We start from the raw sequence: 26,514 nt of genomic DNA, 5'->3' as shown, positions 1-26,514 counted from the left end.
TAACTATGACAAAAAAAATATTATGCTTTGGCGAAGTATTATGGGATACTTTCGGCAATGAAAAAATTGCAGGTGGTGCACCCATGAATGTTGCCTGGCATTTAAAACAGCAGGGAGCAAATGTCCATTTTGCAAGCCGTATAGGTACAGACCAATCGGGGCATGAGCTTGACGACTTCTTGCATACGCATGGTTTGCATTCATCGCTGATACAACACGATGATAATCTACCAACCTGCGAAGTAACTGTTCAGTTAGATGCCAACCAGCATGCTACCTATATTATACCGGAACCGGTATCATGGGATAACATACAACCTGAAGATCATTTGATCTCTGCAGCTAAACAGGCATCAGCTGTCATATTCGGCAGCCTGGCTTGCCGCGGACAGATAACCAGGCAAACGCTTTTCGACATGCTCGACGAAACTACCGCGCTAACTGCATTCGACGTTAACCTGCGCGCACCGCATTATGAATTAAGCACCATACAAACGCTTGCAGCCAAGGCAAAGCTGATCAAGATGAATGAGGATGAGGCCGACCTGCTGATCGGCACAAACCATGACGATCTGAAACAAAAGATCGTGCTTTTTCAGAAATCATACCACGCCGAAACCATTTGCGTAACCCGTGGCGATAAGGGAGCGCTGTTATTGCACAACAACAAATTTTATGAGCATGATGGCGTGCCTGTTGAAGTAGTTGACACCGTAGGTGCTGGTGATGCTTTTTTCGCAACTTTAATTAAAGGCATGGTAGATAATGTTAATCCGCAAACGGTTTTAGAGAATGCCTGCAAAATAGGCGCATTTGTGGCAGGCAAACGCGGAGCGACACCAACGTATTAAGGGCAAATGGTTGATGGCTAATAGATATAGGGGTGCCACAATTAACTATGATCTATTAACTATTACCTACAATCACGACACAGTCATTATTTAAAGTATCATACAACTGGAAGTCGTTTAATTAAACTTTTCAGATATTTTATCCGTTACTTTACTTATAAGAAAGGCAAAACATGCGAGGATTTGGGTTTTCCAAATATGTGCCCAACGAAGTCCCTAAGGGCGGATTCGACGAATTATTAAAATTATTCCTCGAATTACTGAACTACACATCAGGTGATGCGGGCGAAGCTTTAGCATGGATGAATGAACTTGACAAGCAGTATAACATCACTAATGATGAATACGGCATGGGCGATTTCATTGACGATCTAAAGCAAAAAGGCTACCTGACAGAAGATAATCAAAGCGGACAATTTAATATCACAGCCAAAGCAGAACAAGGCATTCGCCAGTCGGCATTGGATGAAATTTTCGGCAAGCTGAAAAAGTCGGGCCGGGGCAATCACCGTTCGCCACAGTCTGGCCAGGGTGATGAGAAAAATGCCGAACGCCGCGAGTTTGAATTTGGCGACAGCCTGGATCAGATCGATATTACACAGTCTATCCACAATGCCCAGATCAACCACGGTATCGGGGATTTCAAAATGACCGAACGCGACCTGGAAGTAGAGGAAATGGATTATAAAACACTTACTTCAACCGTGTTGATGATTGACATTTCCCACTCTATGATCCTGTATGGTGAAGACCGTATCACCCCTGCTAAAAAAGTGGCAATGGCACTGGCTGAATTAATCAAAACTAAATATCCTAAAGATACACTGGATATCGTTGTGTTCGGAAATGATGCCTGGCCTATTAGTTTAAAAGATCTGCCGTACTTACAGGTTGGACCTTACCACACGAATACGTATGCAGGATTAGAGTTGGCTACTGATATGTTACGCCGCCGTAAAACGCACAACAAACAAATTTTTATGATCACCGATGGTAAGCCTACCTGTCTAAAGGAAGGTACTAAATACTATAAGAATAGTATAGGGCTGGACCGTAAGGTGGTTAACAAGACGCTGAATATGGCCGCGCAATGCAAAAGGTTAAAAATACCGATCACTACCTTTATGATTGCCCGCGACCCTTACCTGCAACAGTTTGTACGCAAGTTTACAGAAACTAATGGCGGCCGTGCGTTTTACAGCTCGCTAACCGGTTTAGGCGAATACATTTTTGAAGATTATATCAAAAACCGCAGAAAAACAGTAAGATAGGTATCAGTCCGGAAGTCCGCGAGTCGGGAAGTCCGGAAGTTGCCTTGATAACAAAGCCCACTTTAGGGCATTTATAAAACATAAATAATCACGTTCGGTCTTACGGACTTTCGGACTAGAGCTAAGAACTAATGAGCAAAATATTAAATATTAAAACCCTCGGCGAGCTAAAAAAAACTGATTATCGCAGCCGTTCGGTTAAAGAAGAACTAAGAGAAAACCTGATTAAGCAGCTTCAAAATAAAGATGACGGTTTTGAAGGCATTATCGGTTACGAGGATACCGTTATCCCCGACCTGCAAACTGCTATCTTGTCGCGTCATAACACGTTATTGTTAGGGCTACGCGGACAGGCTAAAACACGTATTGCCCGTTTGCTGGTTAACCTGCTTGATGAGTATATACCATACATTGCTGGTTCAGAAATTTTTGATGATCCGCTGGAACCGATTTCATGGTTTGGGCGTAATGATATAGCTACTAAAGGCGATGATACGCCTATTGCATGGGTTCATCGCAGTGAACGCTACACTGAAAAACTGGCCACACCTGATGTGACCGTTGCCGATTTGATTGGTGACGTTGATCCTATCAAGGCAGCTACTTTAAAATTAACTTATGCCGATGAACGCGTAATCCATTTCGGATTAATCCCGCGTGCGCACCGTGGCATATTTGTGATCAATGAGCTTCCGGATTTGCAGGCACGTATACAGGTATCTTTATTTAATATCCTTCAGGAAAAAGATATCCAGATCCGTGGTTTTAAATTGCGATTGCCTTTAGACATACAATTTGTGTTTACAGCCAACCCTGAAGATTATACCAATCGCGGTTCAATTGTAACACCGTTGAAAGACCGTATCGAAAGCCAGATACTAACACACTATCCACGTTCACTGGATATTTCACGCCGTATTACTCAGCAGGAAGCACAGCTTACCGCAGAGCAACGCGAGAAAGTAGAAGCAGATGGCCTGGTGAAAGATTTAATTGAGCAAATTGCCTTTGAAGCGCGCGACTCAGAATATATCGATAAAAAATCAGGTGTATCTGCGCGTTTAACCATCTCAGCTTATGAAAACCTGATCAGCAATGCCGAACGCCGCATGCTGATTAACGGTGAGAAAAATACGTTTGTGCGTATCTCTGACTTTTTAGGTGTTATCCCTGCTATTACCGGTAAGATTGAGCTAGTTTATGAAGGTGAGCTGGAAGGCCCTGCCAAAGTGGCCAACATCCTTGTAGGTAAAGCAGTTAAAACTTTACTGCTGCAATATTTCCCTGATCCTGAAAAGGCTAAAAAATCTAAAAAAGGCAACCCTTATGAAAGTGTGATCAGCTGGTTTAGCGAGGGCAATACCTTGTCTCTAATTGACGACCTTTCTTTAGAAGAATATAAAAAGGCCTTAAACTCAGTTACCGGACTTAAAGAACTGGTTAAACAGTTCCACCCTCGCTTGGTAGAAAATCAGCAGTTGTTGCTGATGGAATTTATACTTCATGGCCTTGCCGAGTTTTCTCAACTGAATAAAGGTTACCTGGATAAAGGCTTCGCATTTTCAGATATGTTCGACAGCTTATTTAATCTGGAAGAAGATGATGATTTTGAGGATGATCGTTACTAAATTTGCGCAATGACGCGACAGACGATCACTCTTGTTTTTATTTCAGCACTTCTTTTATTAGCTGATCTATATATTATCAAAGGTTTAAAAAGCGCCGTAAAGTGGCGCTTTTTGCATACCAAATGGTTTACAAAAACCTACTGGACGGTATCCGTTGCACTGATTGTAGGCATGTTCCTCAGCATATTTTTTAAGCTGGGCATGGGAATAAGGGCGGCTATATTGCTTAGCTTCTTTTTATTGCTAATAGGCAAAGCCATTGTACTTGTATTCCTTTTTATTGACGATTTACGCAGAACTGGTAAATGGGCGCTTACAAAAAAGCAACCTGATGAAAGTGGGAAGTTGAAGCCCGCAAACCCAACTGATATATCCCGTTCTGAATTTTTGGTAAAGGCGGGCCTGCTTGCAGGTGCTTTACCGGTAGGCGCGCTAACCTGGGGTATTATAGATGGTGTATATGATTACAAGGTAATCCGCCAAACGCTATACCTGCCCAACCTGCCTAAAAAGTTTGATGGCATTAAACTTGGACAGATTTCTGACGTACACTCAGGCAGCTTTTACAACAAGAAAGCAGTTGCAGGCGGTGTTGACCTGCTCATGCGCGAGAAGCCTGATTTCATTTTCTTCACCGGTGATCTCGTAAACGATCTGGCAACCGAAATGCGCGACTATCAGGACATATTCGGCAAGATAAAAGCACCGTTAGGTGTTTATTCTTCTTTAGGAAACCATGATTATGGCGATTACTCTTGGTGGCCTAATGAAGCAGCCAAGCAAAAAAATCATCAGGACCTGATGGATACGCATAAACGCCTGGGCTGGGACTTACTATTAAACGAAAACCGACGTTTGAAAGTAGAAGGCGAAGAAATTGGCATTTTAGGCGTTGAAAACTGGGGACTGATCAGCCGTTTCCCTAAACGCGGCCGGCTTGACCTGGCAACCAAAAACACAGACGATCTTCCTGTAAAACTGTTGCTGTCACACGATCCGTCACACTGGCGAGCCAAGGTATTACCTGGCTATCCGCAAATTGATGTTATGTTCTCCGGCCATACGCATGGTATGCAGGCAGGTATCCGTACCAAAGAATTTCAATGGAGCCCTATTGAATATATTTACAAAGAGTGGGCTGGCCTTTACCAGGAAGGCAAGCAACAGCTATATGTAAATGTTGGTTATGGATTTTTAGGGTACCCTGGTCGGGTTGGAATATTACCGGAGATTACGATATTTGAATTAAAGTCCTCGGCGCAACCTGCGTAAGCTTTTTGACCGGGACCTGCCCTATTGAATGAAGAAACTCCTGAAGCCCGCCTTTGATTTTTTGCTGTTCAGCAATATATTTATGGCCTTATGTGCCGTGGCGCAAGGTTTGGTTACTTTTCATTTAATAGGCTCAAAGCCCGACTATGCGGTATTAAGCCTGCTGTTTGTATCTACATTGGGCTTATACAACTTCAGTATATTATTCCCCAAGCCAAAGCACCCCGAACTTTCACCTTACGTACGTGTGCATTGGTTCTTTGCACGTTACAGGCTAATGGTAAGCTTTACCATTGTAGCATTACTCATGCTTGTACCGCTGTTCTTTTTCATGTCGCTGCAGTCTAAACTACTATTGGTGTTTATGTCTGTACTTTCATTCGGTTACGGGCTACCACTGTTTAGAGTAGGCGAACAGAAATTCGGGCTGAGGCATATCCCTGGCTTAAAGCCATTTTTAATCACATTGGTATGGACACTCAGCTGTGTTCTGCTACCAGTACTGGAAGCGCTTGACGCACATACCACAACCATATCCATGCGGGACACCACCATACTTATAGCCAAACGCTTTTTATTTATCGGTGCATTGACTGTGCCGTTTGATATCCGCGATCTGTTTCAGGACCGTAAAAACAACCTCAAAACAATTGCGGTAGCCTGGGGCGAAAAAAATGCGTACCTGTTTTGTCAGATCTTACTGGCAGGCTATGTGGTGCTGATGTTCATGTTCCGCGACAATGGTTTTAGCCTTGATTTTTTTGCGCTGACCATAGTAGCCATACTTACAGGATGGCTCATTTTTAAATCAAAATGGGAGAAAAATGAATACTACTATTTCTTTTACCTTGATGGTGTTCTCATTCTGCAGTACGTATTTTTGATGGGCTTTAACATTGCTGCTAAATATATATAAACATGCCCTCCAACTACGACCATACCGCCTGGTTTTATGATTCGCTGTCGAAAGTAGTTTTTGGGCAAACCATAAAACAGGCACAAATTGCCTTACTTAAAACCATACCCGCCCACAGTGATATATTAATTGTGGGCGGCGGAACAGGTTGGATACTTGAAGAAATTGGCAAGGTACATCTGTCCGGTTTGCTGATTACATATGTGGAGGTATCTTCACAAATGAACCGGCTTTCTAAAAAACGGAACGTGGCAGATAATAAAGTGGTATTTATTACCGATGCTATTGAAAGGGTTAATATCACCGAGCCTTTTGATATAATTATTACTCCGTTTCTGTTTGATAATTTCACACCGCAGCAACTGCCCCTTATGTTTAAGCTGATGGATAAAGCGCTTAAGCCCGGCGGGTTATGGTTGTTTACTGATTTCCAGATAGCGGGACGATGGTGGCATAAACCGATGTCGAAAATGATGTATGGTTTTTTCAAACTATTCAGGGCTGTTGAAGGCCGGCAGATTCCGGATACACTGGCTTTTTTTAAGCAACATGGCTATCAGGAAATATATAAAGAAACATTTTATGGAGATTTCATAGTTTCAGGCGTTTTCAAAAAAGGCAATTGATCTTCAAACATTAATTTATTTACCTATGCTTACAGACACCTTAAAAACACTTTTTATCAGGGACCTTGAGAAACTAAAAGAAGAACTTGAGTTATACAGCAATGAAGGTAACATCTGGATAGTAGATAAAGCTATACCTAACTCTGCGGGAAACCTGACCCTTCACTTAGTTGGCAACCTGAACACTTACATTGGTGCCGTACTTGGCAATACCGGTTATATACGAAACCGGCCGGAGGAGTTCTCTTTAAAGTACATCCCGAGGCAAGAGCTGATTAGTAAACTGGAAAGTACAATAAGCATGATTGGCACTGTTTTAAGCAACATTACCGAAGAACAGATTACAGCGGAATACCCTCAGTTGATTAACGATCAGAAAGTATCTACAGAATATTTTCTAACTCATTTGGCTACGCATCTGAGCTACCATTTAGGGCAGGTTAATTATCACAGGCGGTTGTTGGATAATTAAATATAAATGTAAACTATGTTATTTGTAAACCTACTCGTGGGATCCCGAAATAAATTCGGGGATGACGGCATGGATGGATATGTTTAAGATATATTAGTATTAGCTAATTAAACTCCCCTCTTGCGTTGTGGCCGCGCGTAGGGAGGGGTGTGTTAATGTGCTCAATAAGATCACTCTTATAATTGTAATAAGAGACGAACCTAATCAGCAGGTCTATTACACAAGAAAGCCGCAAATAATATTTGCGGCTTTCTTGTGTAGTGTATCTTGTCTCTTGATTCTTTTTAATGTATTCCCCTGAAAATTCTGCTCCAGCGGATCTTATGCAGGAATGACGCATTGTCGTCCCAGCTCATCCAGATAAATAATGCTTTACCCACAATGTGATCTTCGGGTACAAAGCCCCAAAAGCGGGAGTCAAGTGAATTATGCCGATTATCACCCATCATCCAGTAATAGTTCATTTTAAAAGTATACTGATTGGTTTTAGTACCGTTAATAAATATATCATTACCCTTTGTTTCCAGCTTATTGCCTTCATAAACGGTAATGGCACGGCGATAGATAGGCAGGGTTAAAGTATCCAGCTTAACTGTCCAGCCTTTTTTAGGGATAATGATTGGGCCGTAGTTATCTACATTCCAGCGATAATGCGGATCATGCGGAAAAACTTCCGGATCATACACCCCTTTAATTGAATTATTAGGCTTTACCACTTTAATATTTGAATATGATTTCAGCGTGGCAGCGGCTTGCTTGGTCATATTCATCATATAATCTGTATTGGTAAGTTGCTGCACATCTGACAAGTGCAGATCGGTAACTATCTGTGGATTGATCTCAGACCCATCGGTTTGTACCATGTACGAAGTTTCGCCCATTTCTGGTGTTATGGCAGCTTTGCCATTAACATATACCTGCGCATCTGTAAGGCTTAGCGTATCGCCTGGTGTGCCCTGGCAGCGTTTAATATAATTTTCACGCTTATCAACCGGCCTGTAAAATGGCGAGTCGGCTTCCATGGGGTAATTAAACACTACTACATCGCCCTTTTTCACATCGCTTAGTCCCGGCAAGCGGTAGTATGGCAATTTTATGCCATCCCAATAAGCTTTGGTACCAATTAACGGCATGGTATGATGCGCAAAAGGGAAAGCAACGGGCGTCATGGGTGTACGTGCACCGTAATTTACCTTGCTCACAAAAAGAAAGTCGCCAACCAGTAACGAGCTTTCCATTGAAGGGGTAGGTATGGTATATGCCTCAATAAATAATGTACGTATCAGCGTAGCAGCAATTACAGCAAAAACAATGGCATCAACCCATTCGCGGGTAGCGCTTTTTTTCTTTTTGCCTTCTTTATTTTTTCTATTCCAAAATTTCCAGTTCATCTTCTAAAGTACCGGGCGGTAAGTTAAATATTATAAATTAAATTGAAACATATCCTGAGCCGAATAAAAACCTGTTCTGCCTTGCAGCCATTCTGCAGCAAGTACAGCACCTAATGCAAACCCGTTACGGTTATGCGCAGTATGTTTAAATTCAATACTGTCCACTTCCGAATCATAGGTAACGGTATGCGTACCGGGTACGTTTTCAATTCGTAATGATTCAATTAATACTTCGTTGCTTTTTATTACTTCGGTAGCTGTGCCGCTATCTTCTGTAAGCACATTTTTCCATTCGGATTTGGTATCAAGGTTTTCAATAATACCCTCGGCAATGGTAATGGCTGTACCGCTTGGAGCATCCAGCTTTTGGGTATGGTGTATCTCCTCAACCTGTACCTCGTAATACGGGTAATTATTCATGATACGGGCCAGCACCTTATTAACATGAAAAAATATATTCACGCCTACACTAAAGTTTGACGCCCATAATAATGCGTTTCCATTGGTTTCGCATTTTTCCTGCAACTCTGGCATATGGTCATACCAGCCGGTGGTACCCACCACTATGGGCACATTGGCATCAAGGCATTTATGTATGTTTTCTAAAACAGAATGCGGGGTGCTGAAATCGATCACAACGTCTGCCTTTTGCAGGTTTTCGGCTGTCATTTCATCCAGGTTGTTATGATCTATAATTAAAACAATCTCATGCTTACGGTCAGTAGCGATCTTTTCAATGATCTTACCCATTTTACCGTAACCTGATAAGGCAATTTTCATGTTGATTTACTTGGTTATTTGAACGCTAATGTAAGCTTTAAAGACGGAATATAATTACCCGCGCTGTTATAAGCATACATATTAGGCTGCTGTATCATTGCAGGTGATAGCCTGAAGGAAAGGTTATTATCTATGGAATAGGAATGAATAAACTTGGCATCGATATAGGCATCAATACAGTTAATGCCCCAAAAGCCTGCAAAACCAAGTATACATAACTGAAAATTACGCTGACTGGCATTGGCTGCATCATAAAATACCTGATAACTTCCTGACACATTTTTGTAGGGTCCTGTGCTTACACCACCGTTTTGCCTTATCCGGGCTTCCTTAACGTATACTTTGTAATTATTGTAGTTCCAAATGGCTATCCCTCCTAAAGTTCCTAAGCCGCCGTAAACCAAAGGAACTTTCCACCAGCGGTGATTATAAAGCTGCCCCCAGCCTGGCACCATCAGTGATCTCAGAAAAGCTTTGTGAGGGCTATGCGTACTATCCGGTAAGCCCGACTTAGTTACACGTGCGCTTGGTATAAACGGCTTTGACTTGATAGAATCGCGCGAACGGACAATGCTGTCCTTTTTACTCTTTACCTGAACTGTGTCCGGAGTTTGTGCCAGCGCATTAATTGAAATGAGGGCAAACGCCAGAAAAACAATACATATACGCATATTACCAATCCAGCATTTCTAATATCCGGTGCAGGTCATCTGCCGAGAGAAAAGGAATTTCTATAGCACCTTTACCCTGCTGGTTAACTTTAACCTGCACACGGGTACTGAATTTTGATGCCAGGTCGTCCTGTATCTTTTGCATCTGGAATGACAGTGCGCTATCCTTTTGCTTTGTATCCTTTTTATCCGGTGTTTTTTGCACTATACGGGCAAGCTCTTCCACCTTACGTACAGATAACCCCTGTTCTATAATTTGCTGGTGGATATATAACTGCCTTGCCGGATCATTTATTGTGATAAGCGCACGTGCATGCCCCATACTGATCTGCCCGTCGCGGATGGAGGCCTGTATGGCAGGCGGCAATTTTAACAGACGAAGATAATTGGTAACAGTAGAGCGGTTCTTGCTTACACGGTCGCCAAGCTCTTCCTGTTTAAGGTTACACTCATCGATCATTCGCTGAAAACTTAAAGCTACCTCAATAGCATTCAGGTTTTCACGTTGAATATTTTCGATAAGCGCCATTTCCAGCATTTGCTGATCGTTGGCGGTACGCACATAGGCCGGTATATTTTTTAAACCTGCCAGCTTAGAAGCACGGAAACGGCGTTCGCCCGAGATCAGCTGGTAATGATGTGCGCTTACCTTACGTACGGTAATCGGCTGAATTAACCCCTGCAGCTTGATAGAATCAGAAAGCTCTTGTAACGCTTCCTGATCAAAATCAGTCCGCGGCTGAAAAGGATTAACCTCTATCTCATTTAAATTTATTTCACTTATAGAACCTACGCCAACAGCTGCATCGCTGTCAGATACCATTGATCTGTTTTGTTGTTTTTGCGGTAATACGTCAGCACTATCATTAAGCAGGGCGCTCAATCCTTTACCCAGTACCCTTTTTTTATCTGCGCTCATTCTTATAATTAAACAGTTTCTGATGTAACCTGCGTTTGCCTTGTTGCAATTCCGTTTTTACGGAGTATCTCGCGTGCTAAGTTTAAATAGTTAATAGCCCCTTTACAATTGGCATCGTGCATAATAACCGAAACGCCGAAGCTTGGCGCCTCGCTTAAACGGGTGTTACGTTGTATAATGGTTTCAAAAACCAGGTCTTCAAAATGCGTACGCACTTCTTCAACCACCTGGTTTGACAGGCGAAGGCGTACATCATACATGGTCAGTAATATACCTTCGATCTCCAGTTCTGGATTAAGGCGGTTTTGTACAATTTTTATGGTATTTAACAGCTTACCCAAACCCTCTAATGCAAAATACTCGCATTGCACCGGTATAATTACCGAATCGGCAGCGGTAAGCGAGTTAATAGTAATAAGACCCAGAGAAGGAGAGCAATCAATGATAATGAAATCATACTCGCTTTTTATTTTACCAAGCACTTCTTTCATTTTGTACTCGCGGTTCTCCAAATTGATCATCTCAATTTCGGCACCTACAAGGTCTATGTGTGCAGGCAGCAGGTCCAGATTAGGCGTATCTGTTTTCTGGATAGCCTCATGCGGATCTACATGGTTAATGATACATTCGTAAATGCTGTTTTTTATAGTACGCGGGTCATAACCGATTCCCGATGTTGAGTTAGCCTGAGGATCGGCATCAACCAATAATGTTTTATACTCAAGCACAGCTAAGCTTGCTGCAAGGTTTATTGATGACGTAGTTTTCCCTACACCACCTTTCTGGTTGGCTAAAGCGATTATCTTACTCATTCTCAATACTCAAATTTTACAATAAATGCGTTGGGGCCGTTTAACAGGAAAAGCAAATTATTTATAATTTCGCACTGTTTTAACCGGGTATAAAGATACAAATATAAACAATTCAGTATCCAATCGGGTTTCCACAACTTACAAACAATCTGTACATGATAACCATTGTTGCGTCAACAAACCGGCCAGGAAGTTCAACGTTAAAAATAGCTAAGTATTATCAGCGGCAGCTGGCAAAGCGTGGCGTAGAAGCCAATGTATTATCATTAATGGATTTGCCAAGGGAAATTGCTTTTTCAGATCTGTATGGCAACCGCAGCGCCGAATTTGAACCCGTGCAACAACTGGTTACGGCTACAGACAGATTCATTTTTATTATACCCGAATACAATGGCAGTTTTCCGGGCATTTTAAAGGTTTTTATAGATGCCTGCAACTTCCCGGAAAGCTTTTATGATAAGAAAGCGGCACTGGTGGGCATATCATCCGGCAAATATGGGAATATTCGTGGTGTAGAGCATTTTACGGGTGTTTGCCATTACGTCAACCTGCATGTACATCCTATGCGCTTACATATCCCTGCCATTAACAAAGATATTGATGCCGAAGGTAACCCTCAATCTGAAGACACCATTAAATTCATCAACCAGCAGCTGGACAGATTTATAAAAATGTAATAGTAATGAAACTGCTATTCTTACTGTTTACCGCAATAGTGTCTGACGACTCTGATAATATGATAGGGCCGGATCAGTTTGCGGTAAAATAATTTAACACGTTTTGTCAATTTATGTATAACCGTAAACATTGCAGGTTATAAAAATGTATATGCTTAATAAGCTGTCTGAATAGATAACTGCATTCAGCTTTTATTTGCATATAGTACCCCCGAATTGACGCATCAGCATGAAACCAAAAAATAGTTCTATCATAATTGCTTTACTCTCTTTTGCCTTATTAATAAGTTTTTCCTGCGGGCCTAAACAGGCTTATAACAGCCCTGCAGGTTATGACCTCAATCAGCCCGAAAAATTTAACATGCCCGATGACCTTACCGAAATATCCGGTATCGCATTTAACAAAGGGAATGCAGCCACGCTTTATAGCGAAGAAGATGAAGACGGACGAGTATACCATCTAAAGCTTGGGGATAAAAGCGCCAAGTTTACAAGGTTCAAAAAAAGCGGCGACTTTGAAGATATTGCCATTTGCAATGGGCAGGTTGTTATGCTGCAAAGCAAAGGCAGGCTTTACACATTTCCGGTTACGGCAACAGACAGCGACGAGATCAGCAACGTAAAAAAGTTTGAGAACCTGCTTACCGAGGGCGAGTATGAAGGCATTGCTGCCGACGAAAAGAACAACAACATTTATGTACTGTGTAAGCACTGCAACATTGATAAAACCAGCAAAAACACAAGCGGCTTCATATTTAAACTATTGCCGGATGGTTCGCTGCAAAACAGTGGCCGCTTTGAGATTAATGTAAAGCATATTACCGAGCAGGCAAATGAAGAAAAAATCAACTTCCATCCTTCGGCCATAGCGCTTAATCCACGCACAAACGAATGGTACGTATTATCTTCGGTGAATAAGTTATTGGTTGTCCTAAATGACAACTTTAAGGTTAAACAGGTATTCCATCTTAATCCGCGGTATTTTCCACAACCCGAAGGCATGACGTTTGACAATCAGAACAATCTTTATATATCCAACGAAGGGGATAAAATTGAGCCGGGCAATGTCTTAAAGTTTAAGTATTCGGGCAAATAATAAGTATAGCATGAAAAAGCTGCTATACCTGTTGCTTACTATCCTCCCGGGCTTAGCATTTAGTCAAGGCACTATTACGCATCGTATCATTTACATTGGCGATGCCGGTGAAACAGATACACAGCAGGGCGGCGTTATTTCGCATGCGCAAGACAAAATTCTGCAGGGCAAAACCACGGTAATCTATCTTGGCGATAATATTTACCCAACGGGTATAGGCTTACCCGGCAGCAAGGAAGAAGACCACACTAAAGAGATTCTGCAATCGCAGTTTAAACCCATGCGCGCCAAAGGCGCCCCCGTTTATTTTATCCCCGGTAACCACGACTGGGACCGCATGGGGCCGCTTGGTTTGGCAAAAATGAAACGCCAGTGGGAGTACATTGATGAGCAAAAAGATTCGCTACTGAAAGTAGTGCCTAAAAATGGCTGCCCCGATCCGTACGAGATCAAGATCAACGACGACTTTGTGGTGATTGCGTTCGACTCTGAATGGTGGCTGTACGTCTATAGTAAAGAAAACCCGGATGCCGACTGCGACTGTAAAACCGAAGACGAAATTATACGGCGCTTCCGCGAATTGCTGCTAAAAAATCACGATAAGGTGATCATGCTGGCAGATCATCACCCATTTTGGTCATACGGGCACCACGGTGGATATTACAACATTGCCGATTACTTTTTCCCGCTAACATCCGTTCAGAAAAACCTTTATATACCGTTTCCGGGCATTGGGGCGCTTTACCCGCTGGTGCGGGGTACGTTTTCGTTAGCTGAAGACCAGGCCCATCCGCTTTACAAAACCATGATCTCGAAAATTGATAATGTCTTTAAAGAATTTCCTAATCTGATACATGTCTCCGGGCACGAACATGGTTTGCAATTCATAAAAGATGGCGAGCAGATACAGGTGGTAAGCGGTTCTGGTGCAAAAGAGGCTTTTGTTAAAAAAGGCAAGCATGCTTTATATGCTGAAACAACCCCAGGTTTTGTAACTGCCGATCTCATGGCAGATAAAAGCATCCGCTTTACTTACTATGCAGGCAAGGATACAAGCTTTAAGCAGGTATATGCTTATACAAAACCGTATCGTTCTGTTAAGCCTGTTACTATACCAACATCAAAGCCTGTTACCCAAGACAGTATTCTCATCAAAGCCAATCCAAACTTTGATAAGGTAAGCGGCTTTCACCGCAAGCTATTTGGCGAAAACTATAGAAAAGAATGGGCTGCGGCAGTAAAGTTGCCCGTAATAAAAATAAGCAGCTTTAAAGGCGGACTTACACCCGTTAAATATGGCGGTGCGCACCAAACTTTGGCTTTAAGACTGATAGATAAAGAAGGTAAAGAGTGGCTGCTGCGCAGTATTGAAAAATACCCGGAGATCAAACTTCCGCAAGCACGCCGGGAAACCTTTGCCACTTCGTGGAAATGGGATGCCATATCGGCGCAGCACCCCTATGCATCTTTAGTAGCGCCAGTACTGGCCAAAGCGGTTAAGGTATCGCATACCAACCCTATAGTAGGCTGGGTATCGCCAGACAGGGCTCTTGGTATTTATGAGAACGACTTTGCCAAAACCATCTGTATCCTTGAACCAAGCTTAGGCGAAGGCAGGTCTGACAATACTGGCATCATGATGAAATCGCTTGACCGTGATAACAGTAACCGGATTGATACTCTGGAGTTTCTAAGGGCACGCTTGTTAGATTGGTTCATCGGCGATTGGGACCAGCAGCAGGATCAATGGCATTGGAAAAACCGAACCAACGGAAAAAATAAATATTACAGCGCTGTACCACGAGACCGTGATCAGGCATTTTTTGTGAATGAAGGCTTGATACCACGAATGGCCGCTGTAAAATGGCGTTCACCTTTTCTGAAAGGATATCAATCAGACCAACGCGACATCAACGACTTTTACTTTAATGGCCGCGAACTGGATGTCAGGTTTTTATCGGGAATTAGCTACAATACCTGGAAGCAAACCGCCAAAACATTTGCAGCCGCATTAACAGATGATGTACTAAATGATGCATTGAACCATATGCCCACGGCTGCCAACAACATCAGGCATCAGGAACTATTAAAATTAATGCAGCGTCGCAGAGCCACTATGGTTAGTGATGCCGACAGGTTTTACCGCTTTTTCAACCGCATTGTTGATGTAAAGGCAACTGATGTAAATGAGTTATTGGTCGTTAAAGACACGGCCGGCAATAACATCAATGTATCTGTTTACAAGCGGCTTGATGATGGCAGTATCAGCTACCCGCTGTTCTCAAAAGTATTTGACCACAACATTACCAAAGAGATCAGAATTTATGCAGGTAAAGGGCAAGACAGTATCATTATTAATGATCGTAATACTTTGATTAAAGTACGTGTAATTGGCGGGCAGGGGCAAAAAAGCTTAAACATCGTATCAGCTAATAACCATACAAAATATTATGGTAAAGAAAGCAAGGCTACGTTTATCGGCACTGATTCTGTTAAAATTAGCAAGCATTTCTCAAACGATACCACCACGGTAGCTTACGTTCCGGTTAACCAGTATTTCAACTCAACTATTCCGGATGTGAGCATGGGATTTAATCCCGATGATGGTTACTGGATTAACGCAGGAGTTATATTCACAAGCCAGGGCTTCCGTAAAGCACCCGGAAGTATTCAGCAATTCAATCTTTTACATAGCTTTGGTAATGGCGCTAATAAATTTAACTATGTTGGCCAATGGTTTAACGCCGTCAAACACTCGGCAGATATAGAGGTGCAAGCCAGGTTTGATTTCCCGAATACCATTAATTTCTTTGGCAAGGGCAACGAAACAGACTTTGATAAAAACGGCCATTTTAAAACCTATTACCGCGCAAAATTCGATCTTGCCGAGGTAACCGGCTCATTAAGGTTTCATAACAGTACAGGGTCGGTTAACCTGCGCATAGGGCCTACTTTTCAATATTATCGCTTCAACAGCGATGATAATGATCGGCTAATCTATCACCCCAACTTGTTCAACAACTACGACAGCTTAACCTATACAAAAAACAAGCTGTACGCAGGTTTAACCATGACGTATATTGACGACAAGCGTAACAGTCCGCTGATGGCTTCTTATGGGGTATACATCAGCTTAAAGTTTCAACAACTGTTTGGCCTTAACAGTTACTCAAACACATTCTTCCAGTTTACACCGCAGGCAGAGCTATATAAAAGCGTAACCGCAAATTCGTCAATAGTCATCAGCTATAAGCTGGGTGGCGGTATAACGTTCGGGCAGCCCGCGTTTTATCAGTCTGTATTTTTAGGAGGCCCCGAAAGCCTGCCGGGTTTACGGCAATACCGCTATGCAGGGCAGCAGGCTTTTTATAATGTTTTACAGGGCAGGTTTAAACTCAGCAACTTTACTTCTTACATTTTACCCGGCCAGATAGGCCTTACCGCATTATATGGCATAGGCCGTGTATGGGACAAAAACCAGCCATCAAAGGTGTGGCATAACAGCGTTGGCGGCGGTATCTACTTTATGCCTGCCGATATGATGTTATTAAATTTACAAGGTGCGTACTCCGCCGATGGCTTTTATCCGTATATCACCTTAAAACTTAATCTGTAGCCTCTGGTTTAACAGTACTACTACTAACTATACACGGAAATATGCAAGTCAATATTTTTAACATTGATGACTATTTGAACAGTAACGAACTGGTTGATTATGCCTTTTCGTTCCGTGTTTTTATTGAAGATCTAAAACAACGCATAGATAACGGTAAAACCTTTAAAGCAGAATTTTATCGCTTTATTTTGGCAAGGCTCGAAAAAAATGAAGCCATACAAAAAACGCTTTCAGTTGAAGAGGCTATGCAGCATGTTGATGCGCTGGAGCTAATCTATACGGTACTCTCTCCACCTATTGCCGACGAAACGGAGTTTTATTGGGGAATAGGCACGCCTATACCCGGCAGTGTATTATATGGTACCGATGCTTATAAGGAATTTACAGAAAGCTATCTTAAGGATAAAGATGCCATTGTATACCAGGGAGGTAACCATTTTACCAGCCGACTTAAAAACTACGTTTACCGGCTAGTGTTGCAAAAGCTGTATCACATTTCTTTTGATGCCAATAACGACACATTATATACAGATGCCTCGGCTGCTAACGGACTGGAACGTTATTACCAGATACATCTGGATACAACCTATGTGGAGATCATCGCTAAGTCAAAGCTACCGGAGTTGAAACCCGAACTTATTGAGCAGTTTCTGCACCAGGGAGCAGGCTGTGAGGTATTTGAGGAATTAATGCCTTTAGAAATGTTCAGGATAGAAGGCTTTTCGGTAATTACGGTTGAGGAAATTACCATAGAGCAATCTATAAATAACATTAGGCTGGCTTTGGTAAATGATGCCCAGGATCAGAACGAGCTTTACGAAAAGGTGACCCATGCACTACAAACCCTTACCGGCAACAGCGATATCGAATTTGGCTTACTGCCGTTTTTACGCGTTAACGGTAATTTGGTTTATGATACAAAAGAATGCTTTAGCAGTGTGCTCGTTAAATCATCTATACAGCAAAGTATTGCTGAAGAAACTTACAATGCGCTGGTAACACAGTACATGAAAAACCCGCGCGCCATATTTTTTAATGAAATAAACGATTATAACGTTGAAAGCCATTTTTACCTGAAAGCGTTAAAACAGGCAGGTATTGTTTCATACGCCATACTACCCGTTTATTACAACCGCAAACTGGCCGGGGTAATGGAAATTTATTCGAAAAAGGCGGCTATCCCTTTTGAAAAACTGATCTCCAAACTCGAGGCGGCAGTTCCGTTGTTATCTCAACTGTTACATAATAGCGCCGAAAGATTTAACAACCGTATAGAGACCGTTATTAAAGATAAGTTTACCACCCTGCAAAACTCGGTAGAGTGGAAGTTTAACGAAGCCGCATGGAACTATATTAAAAGCAGGCACAATAACGAGAATAGGATCATTGACACGGTTGGCTTTAAAGACGTATACCCGCTTTATGGTGCCATAGATATCCGCAACTCAACCAACGAGCGCAACCTCGCCTTAAAAAACGACCTTACTTATCTGCTGAACAAGCTGATAGAAACGCTTAGGCAAACAGACGGGCTTAATAAAGATGCACCTCATGTTAAGCTGATCACGCAGTGTAACGATTGGATCTCAAAACTCGAAAAGCAGGTTTCGGATAATGACGAAACAAGCATTAAAACCTTTTTACAAGCTAAAGTATATCCCACTTTTGATTACCTGAAAGAAAATTTCGAACAAACTGGCCCTATTATTAAGGCATACTTTGATGAGGCTGATGAAAATAAAGGTGAAGGCTTTTTATACCGTCGTAACCTGGAGCAATCCATAACCCTGATCAACACGGCGCTGAACAATTACTTTGAGAAGGCGCAATATGATTTGCAGGAAATTTATCCTTGCTACTTTGAAAAATTCAGGACGGATGGTGTGGAGTATGATATTTTTACCGGGCAGGCTTTAGCACCCGAAAAGCCTTTTGACGAAGCCATGCTGCAGCTGTTCAGAAAATGGCAGTTAAGCTCAATGATTGATATTGTGCGCATTACCAGCAAACTTACCGGCATTATGAAATGTGTGCTGCAAACTACGCAGCTCATATTTATACATTCGGGCCAGATAGATATTTGTTTCCGTAAAGACGAGCGCCGTTTTGATGTGGAGGGTGCTTACAACATCCGTTACGAGGTGGTAAAAAAGCGCATCGACAAAGTACATATCAAAGACACCGATGAACGCCTTACACAACCTGGCAAAATAGCACTTGTATATTCAACTGAAAGTGAAGCTGATTACTTTTTAGAAAGCATCCGTGAGTTTCAGAGCAAGGGCTTATTAGCTAAGGAAATTGAGCGTTACGATTTGGAAGAATTACAAGGAGTTACAGGGCTTAAGGCCATACGGCTAAGTGTAATTACTTAGGGATGAGGAACGGTTAGCCCTACCCTGCTCCTGCGCAAAAATAATTTTTGCAGCTTCCAGGTAAGGTAAGATGTGCCTGTGCCAACTATCATTCCGCCGAGTACATCGGTTGGGTAATGTGCACCGCGATACATACGCGAATATGCCGTGGCAGCCGCAAATCCATAAGCAGGCACCGCTACATACCATTTTTTGTTAAATGACAGCGTTAATGATGTGGCCAGCGCAAAAGCATTTGAGGTATGCCCCGATGGGAACGAATAACCTGCCGCCGTACCTTGCAATGTTATCATACCCGGATAAGCGTTAAAAGGCCGGGTACGCTGAAAGGAGTTTTTCATGCCGGTTGTTACCAGGGCATTAATCAGCAGGGCTTCGCCGGTTCTGAAAGCATTTTGTTTAAGATCAGCATCTTTAGTAATTAAAGCAACAGTAAGCATAGTTACCGGGGCAGCCACCGATAAGGGCTGAATACTATTTGAAACAAAGTCCCAGGTGGGGTTAACGTGGGTAGTGTTTGGGTTAAGCTTGTTCAGCAATTTGGCATCCATACTTTGCGAATGCACATGAGCCGACAATAACAACAAAAAAGGTAATACTAATACCCGCAGTTTAAAATAAACAGGTTTAATCATTAAATAAAATTCTGATCTTAAATTAATTAGATATCAAGAGCCGGATAACGCAATTTGCTGATAAAAGGTTATATTCAAAGCTGATAATATCATCACCCAATCTCACAAAAAATTTGCGGCGTTGCCTGGCGGGGTATTAACAAATCAACGCGTGGTAGCACAAATTTTCATAATTGCTGTTGTGGTATCATTAATCTGTACAGAGTAATTACTTGCTGTTAAATGCACCTAAAAAACAATCTCAGAAAAATCTGTTTAGCCTTAACGGCAATAACCATCAATTCATTGTGTGTAAACGCACAAAAAATTACAGGTGATAGTATTACTGTTGCAGTTGAACCGGAATACAACCATGTAACCAAAGCACACAGGGTACTTTTCGGCGAGAATTACCGCAAGCTTTGGGACACACCTGTTAAGCTAAAAATATTCCACATCAGCACCGAGCAGGGCGGCCTTAAAATAGTAGGGCTTGGCGGCGGCAAACAAACGCGCTCTTTAAAACTGGTTGATGCAGCAGGTAATAATTTTGCGTTGCGAACTGTACAGAAATACCCTGAAAGGGCATTGCCTGCTAACCTGCGCAAAACTATAGTAAAAGACATTTTGCAGGACGAGGTTTCCACGTCGCATCCATTTTCTGCATTGGTGGTCCCCCCACTTGCACAAGCATTAAGCATTCCGCATAGTATACCACAGATTGTTTACGTTGCCGATGACCCGGCACTTGGCCAATACAGAAAAGAGTTTGCCAACAAGGTTTATCTTTTTGAGCAGCGCGACCCACTTGATGTTGATGATACCGACAACACTGAAAAAACCGAGAAAAAACTGGAAGACGATAACGATAATAAAGTTCTACAAAAGCTGGTACTGCGTGCCCGCCTGCTGGATATGGTTATTGGCGACTGGGACAGGCACGAAGACCAATGGCGTTGGGTGAAAGATAAAAGCGATACCGGTATTACGTATACGCCTATTCCGCGCGACCGTGATAAGGTATTTTATTCAACCTCGGGTATATTCCCTTGGTTTTTATCGCATCAGTTTTTAAAATCACAGTTACAACCTTACCGTGGCGAGATACGGGATATTGACGGCTGGAATTTCAACGCCAGGTATTTCGACAGGTATTTCCTTAACCAGTTAAGCATAGACGACTGGAAAGAGCAGATTGCAGACGTTCAGCAAAAACTAACTGACAGCCTTTTTGTAGCAGCCATGAAACGTATGCCACCTGTAATTTACAGGATGTCGGCAGCGCCTATTATTGCAGCATTTAAACAACGTCGCGACGATTTAAGCAAGTACGCTTTAACATACTATGCTTTCCTGTCGCACATGGTTGATGTACCTGCAACTAACAAACAGGAAGATTTCACCATTAACGAAAGCGATAGCGGTAAAGTAGCCATCACCATAAGAAAGATCAAAAAAAGCGGTGAGATTGATAAGGTGATCTATCAGCGCACATTTGATCCGAAGGTAACAGAAGAAGTACGCCTTTATGGCTTAAAGGGCAAAGATGTTTTTCATGTAAGCGGCAATACGCCTTCGCCAATTAAAGTTAGAATGATAGGCGGGCCTGGTGTGGATAGTTTTTATGTGGATAAGCAGCTGAACAACCGCAATAATATATATGTCTATGACCGGTCTGACCAACAAAACGGGTTCCCTTCAAAAGCCGATGCCAAACTGCGCCTGGGTAAAGATACCTCTGTCAATTACTTTAACCGTACGGCATTTAAATATAATAACACATCGCCATTGGTATCATTAGGCTATAACACGGATAATGGCGTTACACTAATTGGCGGTTTACTTATCGAAAAGCAGGGCTTCCGTAAAGAACCATATGCTTCGCACCAAACTATTCTGGCAGGATATACTGTTGAACGGAATGCCTTTTCTTTTGCCTATGTAGGCGACTTTAAAAAAGCTTTAGGCAACAACGACTTGAACGTCAACATTACATCGCGCGGCCCTCACAATGTGAGCAACTTCTTCGGCATAGGCAACGAGACAGTTTTCATTAACAAAGACCCTTACGATATCAATTACTATCGTAATCGCTACAACACGCTCGATGCAGATGTCAGGATGTTCCATACTAACCATGATCTTCAGTTGAGTATTGGCGCAACAGGTCAATTCTACTATGCATCTGCAACCGAAAACAATAACCACTTTTTAAGAGATTACGAACAGGCTCACCCGGACCAGAACGTATTTAAAAAACGTTTTTATGCCGGCGTAATTGGCGGCTTAAGATATGATACCCGTAATAACCTTACCAACCCTACATCGGGCGTATACTGGAACACGACACTTAACGGGGTAACCGGCATCAGTGATTATGCAAAATCTTACGCTAAACTGCAAACCGAATTTAACTTTTATTTTAACCCCGATCAGGATTCTGTATTGGTTATTGCCAACCGTATTGGCGGCGGTACTATTTTAGGCCATGCCGAATATTTTCAGCAAATGGCCATAGGCGGCCCATCAACCCTACGCGGTTTTCACACCTTTCGCTTTGCGGGCAGAACATCTGTTTACAACAATTTCGAAGTACGCTTAAAGCTGTTCAACTTCAACTCATATCTATTCCCCGGCACCGTTGGGTTAATTGGGTTTAATGATATGGGACGTGTTTGGGTACCAGGCGAATCGTCAAACAAATGGCATGACGGCTACGGCGGGGGCATATACCTGATACCTGCACAAGCGCTTATTGCACAGGTTGCCGTGGGCGGCTCAACAGAGGGTGCGCTTACTTACTTAACATTGGGCTACCGTTTTTAAATAAAGCTTAGGGGTTCTGCTGGTTTTGCTTTACTTTGTTAAGGCAAAACTCAAACCATGAACCGCATTGACCGTATTTCAGCTATTCTGATACAACTGCAATCGCGCAGAACTGTAAAAGCGTCTGAAATTGCAGAGCGGTTCAATATCAGCCTGCGCACCGTATACCGTGATATTAAAACGCTGGAAGAAGCCGGTGTACCATTGATAGGCGAAGCTGGAATCGGTTATTCATTGGTGGAAGGTTACCGCCTGCCGCCTGTTATGTTTACCCGCGATGAAGTAGCTTCTTTTATCACCGCCGAAAAAATGGCAGAAAAGCTAACTGATAACATTAACGGGGCAAGCTATCGTTCGGCCATGTTTAAAATACGGTCTGTACTGCGTAATACCGATAAAGATTATCTCGAAAGCATAGAGAACCGCATAGCCGTTGTACAAGGCCGGAGGCCACAATTACTTAAAGTAAACCCGCTTCAGGATATTTTACAAGCCATTGCCGAAAAGCGTGTGCTTTGTATCAGCTACCGCGCAGCATATAACAAAACCCTTACCGAGCGTTTCGTTGAACCCATTGGTGTATTTTTCCTGGAAGGTAACTGGCACCTTATTGCCTGGTGCCAGCTACGTGAAGATTACCGCGATTTTAGATTCGACAGGATGGAAGATTTGTTATGCACAGACGGTACATTTGATCAGGTCCATCCACCATTAAGTGAACACCTTAAAGATCTTTACAAAGAAGCCGATGTGATCAATATCGTTATACTGGTGAATCACAAGGCAGCCCCTTATATCGGAGAGCAGCGCTATTATAACGGCTTTACTCATGAAATTGAATACCCGGATAATGTGGAAATGCATTTTATGACACGCTCGCTGGAAGGTTTTGCCCGCTGGCTGCTCATGTTTGGCGATCAGGCAACAATAGTACACCCACCCGAACTGAAAGAAAAACTGAAAGTCTTGATAAAAGATATCTCACAAAACTTGTAAAGATTAAAAAATGCTGTGACATAACCTGCACTGCTCTCGTCTATAGTTTATAAAATATGATGAGATGAGTACAAGTTCTACAACCAACACCCTACAGGATTTTAAGATCAATGTAAAGCTTAAACTATCAGCGCTGTGGACAGCGGTAATGTTCTGTTATATCTATGGTGATTTCTTTTCCTTATTTGTACCGGGGCGCATTAAGGGTTTAATGAACGGGCACACTGGTGCAGGCGAAACCACACCATTAGTATTGCTCATGTACGCGATTCTTCTATCTATACCGCCTTTTATGATATTCTTGTCGTTAATGCTGAAGGCTGCGATTAACCGGCTGGTCAACCTGGCAATAGGGGCATTATTCACCGTAGTCATGCTGTTAGTTGTTAGTGCATCGATTGATCAATGGATGATCTTTTATATCTACTTAGGAATAATAGAGGTGATCATTACTTGTATGATTATTCGTCAGGCATGGCTTTGGCCTAAAGTTGAAGGCGATAAGCTTCAATAATTTTTCAAATAATTGTAAGGCTAAAAACTTGTTGACATAGGGCTGTCATTGGCGTATGGTTTCTTTGAATCACAAACCAAAAACAATACAATGATGTCACTAATTGAAATCTTCAAAAAAGAGTTGGAAGCCGAAGCTGTAGTAACCCGTAAAATGCTAGAGCGTGTACCTACAGAACTGTTCGACTGGCAACCACACGAAAAAAGCATGACCATGCGCCGCCTGGCAACGCACATTGCCGACTTGCCCAACTGGACTACGATGGGCCTAACCACTGATGGGCTTGATTTTCAAAGCAACAACTGGAAAGAAGAAGTTGTAAATAACACCGCAGAGTTGCTTGATTACTTTGAACGTAGCCTTAACAGCGCGCGCAAAAGCCTGAACGAGGCATCAGAAGATGTATTAGACCAGGAATGGGTTTTGCGTAACGGCGACCAGATATTGTATACATCCACTAAAGCAGAAACGGTAAGGATGTCTTTCAATCAAACGGTACATCACCGCGCACAATTAGGTGTTTACCTGCGACTTAATAATATTCCTATTCCTGCTACTTATGGTCCAAGCGCCGACGAGCATTAATAAACTTAAACAGGCGGGCTTGTTGCCTGCCTGTTTTACAATATATCTGTTAAGTTGTATTTACGTCCGTTGAAATCGAACTGATCTCCCTTTGTTTTCCCCTTTAACCGCAACCCGATTGGCGAAGCTACAGAGATGGCAATATAGGTTTTACCTTCAATAACAATATTACCTGCGCCAACGGCCATATAAAAACTACCCTGATCGGTAATTACCAGGCTGCCTGTATCTGCTACACCCGATGTATTTGCAGTAGTGCCGATCTGATTTAAAGCGGCCATTTGCTTTTTGGCTTCAAGTAATAACGCGGTATTACGGTCGTTTTCCTGCTGCATCATGGCGCGGCCGGTTTCGTACTTGTCGCCCGCACTGCTTTTGGTTTCGTTTTCAGATGCCTGCTTCGCTTCGTCAATTCCCTGCTGTGCGTTAGCTATACGCTGCTGTATAGCATTTACGCATTGCGCATGCAATAATTCTTTAATGGTATTCATAAAATTAATGAGCAAAGATATACTAGCCGGGTTACACGGCTACATCTTTATCATGGCGAGGGTCTTCTGGCAAAATTTCCAGTTGCGGAAAATCTATATAATTGGCATACCATTGTATGGCAGCAACTACATCAAGTGCATCGTCAGGGGTAATATTAATGGTTTCAAAGGCGTAAAGCTTCTGATTAGCATAACCATAAAGTTGTATCTCATTCGGGTCCGGAGAAAAATCTTCTTCAGATAAGCAAAAAACTTTTACCCTAAGCTCTGTGTCTCTGGAATGAACCACGTCATGACATGGATCTTTAGGGTCGGTTGCTAATAAAAATACGTTATGATCCATAATATAAAAATAACACGATGCTTTGAAATAAGTTTCAGTGGTAAGTTACAATTATCTATTGTAAATCAACCAGAACAAACATATTAGCAAATTGTCTTTAAGATATGAAAGCTTATGTTTTAATATCAGCCATATTATTAGCAACCCTTACCGGATGCCACGAAAACCCCAATAACAAATTTGGCGGCCCCTCTAATGCCAAAGACACAGCAGCCAGTAAACGCGATACTTCATCATCGAGCACACGCGCCGGCGATTACGGCAAATAATTAGTTTTTCTTTTTTAAGGCTGCCTGCCCAAACTTAAGCAGTTCATTGGCATCAATATAGCCTACGGCATAAAGCACAGGCTTGCCTTGCTCGTCAAATACATATAATGTTGGGTAAGCCTGTAGTTGCCAGGCCTGCGCCAGTTGTGGCCCCTGCCCTTTTTCCATATCAAGGGCTGCATTAATAAAGTTTTTATTGAAAAATTCAATCACCCGTTTATCTTTAAACGTGGTTGACCGCATCATTTTACATGGGCCGCACCAAGTGGCATAAGCATCAACAAAAATATATTTATGTTTAACAGAAGCCTGTTTCAAAGCTTCCGGCCATGAATTTTCTATAAAAATTAAACCCGGCGCTGCTGATTTACGCGATGCATTTTTACTGATAGCATAAAACGCAATACCGGCAACAATCACAAACACTGCTATTGATCTCAGAAAAATTTTCATGGATATAAAAATAGCACATAACCGGCAATTATCAGCTATGTGCTATTCAT

General features: G+C 42.3%; 25 protein-coding genes. 16 read left to right on the top strand and 9 right to left on the bottom strand.

Features of this window, described 5'->3' with window-relative positions; all coding sequences use genetic code 11:
* The first annotated feature begins 5 nt into the window (after window positions 1-5).
* The 7 genes from PQ461_RS03950 to PQ461_RS03920 all read left to right on the top strand — a co-directional run bounded on the left by PQ461_RS03950 (window position 6) and on the right by PQ461_RS03920 (window position 7,036).
* The gene (locus tag PQ461_RS03950; protein ID WP_274208343.1) at window positions 6-851 is read left to right on the top strand and encodes a carbohydrate kinase family protein; all 846 of its coding nucleotides are present in this window, start codon (window positions 6-8) and stop codon (window positions 849-851) included.
* Between the two features lie 173 nt (window positions 852-1,024).
* Window positions 1,025-2,122, top strand: coding sequence for a vWA domain-containing protein (locus tag PQ461_RS03945; RefSeq protein WP_274208342.1), 1,098 nt, complete (start codon window positions 1,025-1,027; stop codon window positions 2,120-2,122).
* Window positions 2,123-2,253: 131 nt separating this feature from the next.
* Complete coding sequence (locus tag PQ461_RS03940) at window positions 2,254-3,750, top strand: sigma 54-interacting transcriptional regulator (protein WP_274208341.1); 1,497 nt, start codon at window positions 2,254-2,256, stop codon at window positions 3,748-3,750.
* A gap of 9 nt (window positions 3,751-3,759) precedes the next feature.
* Complete coding sequence (locus PQ461_RS03935; protein ID WP_274208340.1) at window positions 3,760-5,022, top strand: metallophosphoesterase; 1,263 nt, start codon at window positions 3,760-3,762, stop codon at window positions 5,020-5,022.
* A 28-nt stretch (window positions 5,023-5,050) separates the two neighbouring features.
* Window positions 5,051-5,938, top strand: coding sequence for a UbiA prenyltransferase family protein (locus PQ461_RS03930; protein ID WP_274208339.1), 888 nt, complete (start codon window positions 5,051-5,053; stop codon window positions 5,936-5,938).
* A 2-nt stretch (window positions 5,939-5,940) separates the two neighbouring features.
* The gene (locus PQ461_RS03925; RefSeq protein WP_274208338.1) at window positions 5,941-6,564 is read left to right on the top strand and encodes a class I SAM-dependent methyltransferase; all 624 of its coding nucleotides are present in this window, start codon (window positions 5,941-5,943) and stop codon (window positions 6,562-6,564) included.
* 25 nt (window positions 6,565-6,589) lie between these two features.
* Window positions 6,590-7,036, top strand: a complete 447-nt coding sequence (locus PQ461_RS03920; RefSeq protein WP_274208337.1) for a DinB family protein — start codon at window positions 6,590-6,592, stop codon at window positions 7,034-7,036.
* A 284-nt stretch (window positions 7,037-7,320) separates the two neighbouring features.
* Here PQ461_RS03920 and lepB read toward each other — a convergent pair whose 3' ends face one another.
* From lepB to PQ461_RS03895, 5 genes are read right to left on the bottom strand one after another with little or no spacing between them, the layout of a single operon-like run.
* Window positions 7,321-8,427, bottom strand: a complete 1,107-nt coding sequence (gene lepB, locus PQ461_RS03915) for a signal peptidase I (protein WP_274208336.1) — start codon at window positions 8,425-8,427, stop codon at window positions 7,321-7,323.
* A 30-nt stretch (window positions 8,428-8,457) separates the two neighbouring features.
* Window positions 8,458-9,207 (bottom strand): 4-hydroxy-tetrahydrodipicolinate reductase, encoded by a 750-nt coding sequence (dapB, locus tag PQ461_RS03910; RefSeq protein WP_274208335.1) that lies wholly within the window; start codon window positions 9,205-9,207, stop codon window positions 8,458-8,460.
* 14 nt (window positions 9,208-9,221) lie between these two features.
* Window positions 9,222-9,878 (bottom strand): DUF5683 domain-containing protein, encoded by a 657-nt coding sequence (locus PQ461_RS03905; protein ID WP_274208334.1) that lies wholly within the window; start codon window positions 9,876-9,878, stop codon window positions 9,222-9,224.
* A 1-nt stretch (window position 9,879) separates the two neighbouring features.
* Window positions 9,880-10,797 carry a ParB/RepB/Spo0J family partition protein gene (locus PQ461_RS03900; protein WP_274208333.1) on the bottom strand — a complete coding sequence of 306 codons (918 nt, stop codon included), beginning with the start codon at window positions 10,795-10,797 and terminating at the stop codon, window positions 9,880-9,882.
* Between the two features lie 8 nt (window positions 10,798-10,805).
* Window positions 10,806-11,609 carry a ParA family protein gene (locus tag PQ461_RS03895; RefSeq protein WP_274208332.1) on the bottom strand — a complete coding sequence of 268 codons (804 nt, stop codon included), beginning with the start codon at window positions 11,607-11,609 and terminating at the stop codon, window positions 10,806-10,808.
* Between the two features lie 155 nt (window positions 11,610-11,764).
* On the opposite strand from PQ461_RS03895, the gene PQ461_RS03890 reads away from it, so the two are divergent.
* The 4 genes from PQ461_RS03890 to PQ461_RS03875 all read left to right on the top strand — a co-directional run bounded on the left by PQ461_RS03890 (window position 11,765) and on the right by PQ461_RS03875 (window position 19,373).
* A complete protein-coding gene (locus PQ461_RS03890) occupies window positions 11,765-12,286 on the top strand; it encodes an NADPH-dependent FMN reductase (protein ID WP_274208331.1) in 522 nt (173 codons plus the stop codon).
* 229 nt (window positions 12,287-12,515) lie between these two features.
* Window positions 12,516-13,382 (top strand): SdiA-regulated domain-containing protein, encoded by an 867-nt coding sequence (locus PQ461_RS03885; RefSeq protein WP_274208330.1) that lies wholly within the window; start codon window positions 12,516-12,518, stop codon window positions 13,380-13,382.
* Window positions 13,383-13,392: 10 nt separating this feature from the next.
* A complete protein-coding gene (locus tag PQ461_RS03880; protein ID WP_274208329.1) occupies window positions 13,393-16,998 on the top strand; it encodes a metallophosphoesterase in 3,606 nt (1,201 codons plus the stop codon).
* A 41-nt stretch (window positions 16,999-17,039) separates the two neighbouring features.
* Entirely contained in the window at window positions 17,040-19,373 is a 2,334-nt protein-coding gene (locus PQ461_RS03875; protein WP_274208328.1) for a GAF domain-containing protein, read from the top strand.
* On the opposite strand, the gene PQ461_RS03870 is transcribed toward PQ461_RS03875, so the two are convergent.
* The gene (locus PQ461_RS03870; RefSeq protein WP_274208327.1) at window positions 19,370-20,008 is read right to left on the bottom strand and encodes a phosphatase PAP2 family protein; all 639 of its coding nucleotides are present in this window, start codon (window positions 20,006-20,008) and stop codon (window positions 19,370-19,372) included. The two genes, PQ461_RS03875 and PQ461_RS03870, sit on opposite strands and share 4 nt — an antisense overlap.
* A 222-nt stretch (window positions 20,009-20,230) precedes the next feature.
* Here PQ461_RS03870 and PQ461_RS03865 point away from each other — a divergent pair, with 222 nt between their 5' ends.
* The 4 genes from PQ461_RS03865 to PQ461_RS03850 all read left to right on the top strand — a co-directional run bounded on the left by PQ461_RS03865 (window position 20,231) and on the right by PQ461_RS03850 (window position 24,908).
* Entirely contained in the window at window positions 20,231-22,813 is a 2,583-nt protein-coding gene (locus PQ461_RS03865; RefSeq protein ID WP_274208326.1) for a BamA/TamA family outer membrane protein, read from the top strand.
* 57 nt (window positions 22,814-22,870) lie between these two features.
* Window positions 22,871-23,809, top strand: a complete 939-nt coding sequence (locus tag PQ461_RS03860; RefSeq protein WP_274208325.1) for a helix-turn-helix transcriptional regulator — start codon at window positions 22,871-22,873, stop codon at window positions 23,807-23,809.
* 64 nt (window positions 23,810-23,873) lie between these two features.
* Complete coding sequence (locus tag PQ461_RS03855) at window positions 23,874-24,323, top strand: DUF6326 family protein (protein ID WP_274208324.1); 450 nt, start codon at window positions 23,874-23,876, stop codon at window positions 24,321-24,323.
* Window positions 24,324-24,413: 90 nt separating this feature from the next.
* Window positions 24,414-24,908 carry a DinB family protein gene (locus tag PQ461_RS03850; protein ID WP_337993491.1) on the top strand — a complete coding sequence of 165 codons (495 nt, stop codon included), beginning with the start codon at window positions 24,414-24,416 and terminating at the stop codon, window positions 24,906-24,908.
* A 35-nt stretch (window positions 24,909-24,943) separates the two neighbouring features.
* On the opposite strand, the gene PQ461_RS03845 is transcribed toward PQ461_RS03850, so the two are convergent.
* Both PQ461_RS03845 and PQ461_RS03840 read right to left on the bottom strand, forming a co-directional pair.
* The gene (locus PQ461_RS03845; protein WP_274208323.1) at window positions 24,944-25,399 is read right to left on the bottom strand and encodes a 3-oxoacyl-ACP synthase; all 456 of its coding nucleotides are present in this window, start codon (window positions 25,397-25,399) and stop codon (window positions 24,944-24,946) included.
* 31 nt (window positions 25,400-25,430) lie between these two features.
* Window positions 25,431-25,742 carry a hypothetical protein gene (locus PQ461_RS03840; RefSeq protein WP_274208322.1) on the bottom strand — a complete coding sequence of 104 codons (312 nt, stop codon included), beginning with the start codon at window positions 25,740-25,742 and terminating at the stop codon, window positions 25,431-25,433.
* A gap of 104 nt (window positions 25,743-25,846) precedes the next feature.
* Between PQ461_RS03840 and PQ461_RS03835 the strand changes: the two genes are divergently transcribed.
* Window positions 25,847-26,011 (top strand): hypothetical protein, encoded by a 165-nt coding sequence (locus PQ461_RS03835; RefSeq protein ID WP_274208321.1) that lies wholly within the window; start codon window positions 25,847-25,849, stop codon window positions 26,009-26,011.
* On the opposite strand, the gene PQ461_RS03830 is transcribed toward PQ461_RS03835, so the two are convergent.
* Window positions 26,012-26,464, bottom strand: a complete 453-nt coding sequence (locus PQ461_RS03830) for a thioredoxin family protein (RefSeq protein ID WP_274208320.1) — start codon at window positions 26,462-26,464, stop codon at window positions 26,012-26,014.
* Window positions 26,465-26,514 lie beyond the last annotated feature (50 nt).

It is taken from the genome of Mucilaginibacter sp. KACC 22063, assembly GCF_028736115.1.
Lineage (GTDB): Bacteria > Bacteroidota > Bacteroidia > Sphingobacteriales > Sphingobacteriaceae > Mucilaginibacter.
Note: the sequence above shows the minus strand (reverse complement) of the source record. Positions and strands in the feature narration are given on the sequence as shown.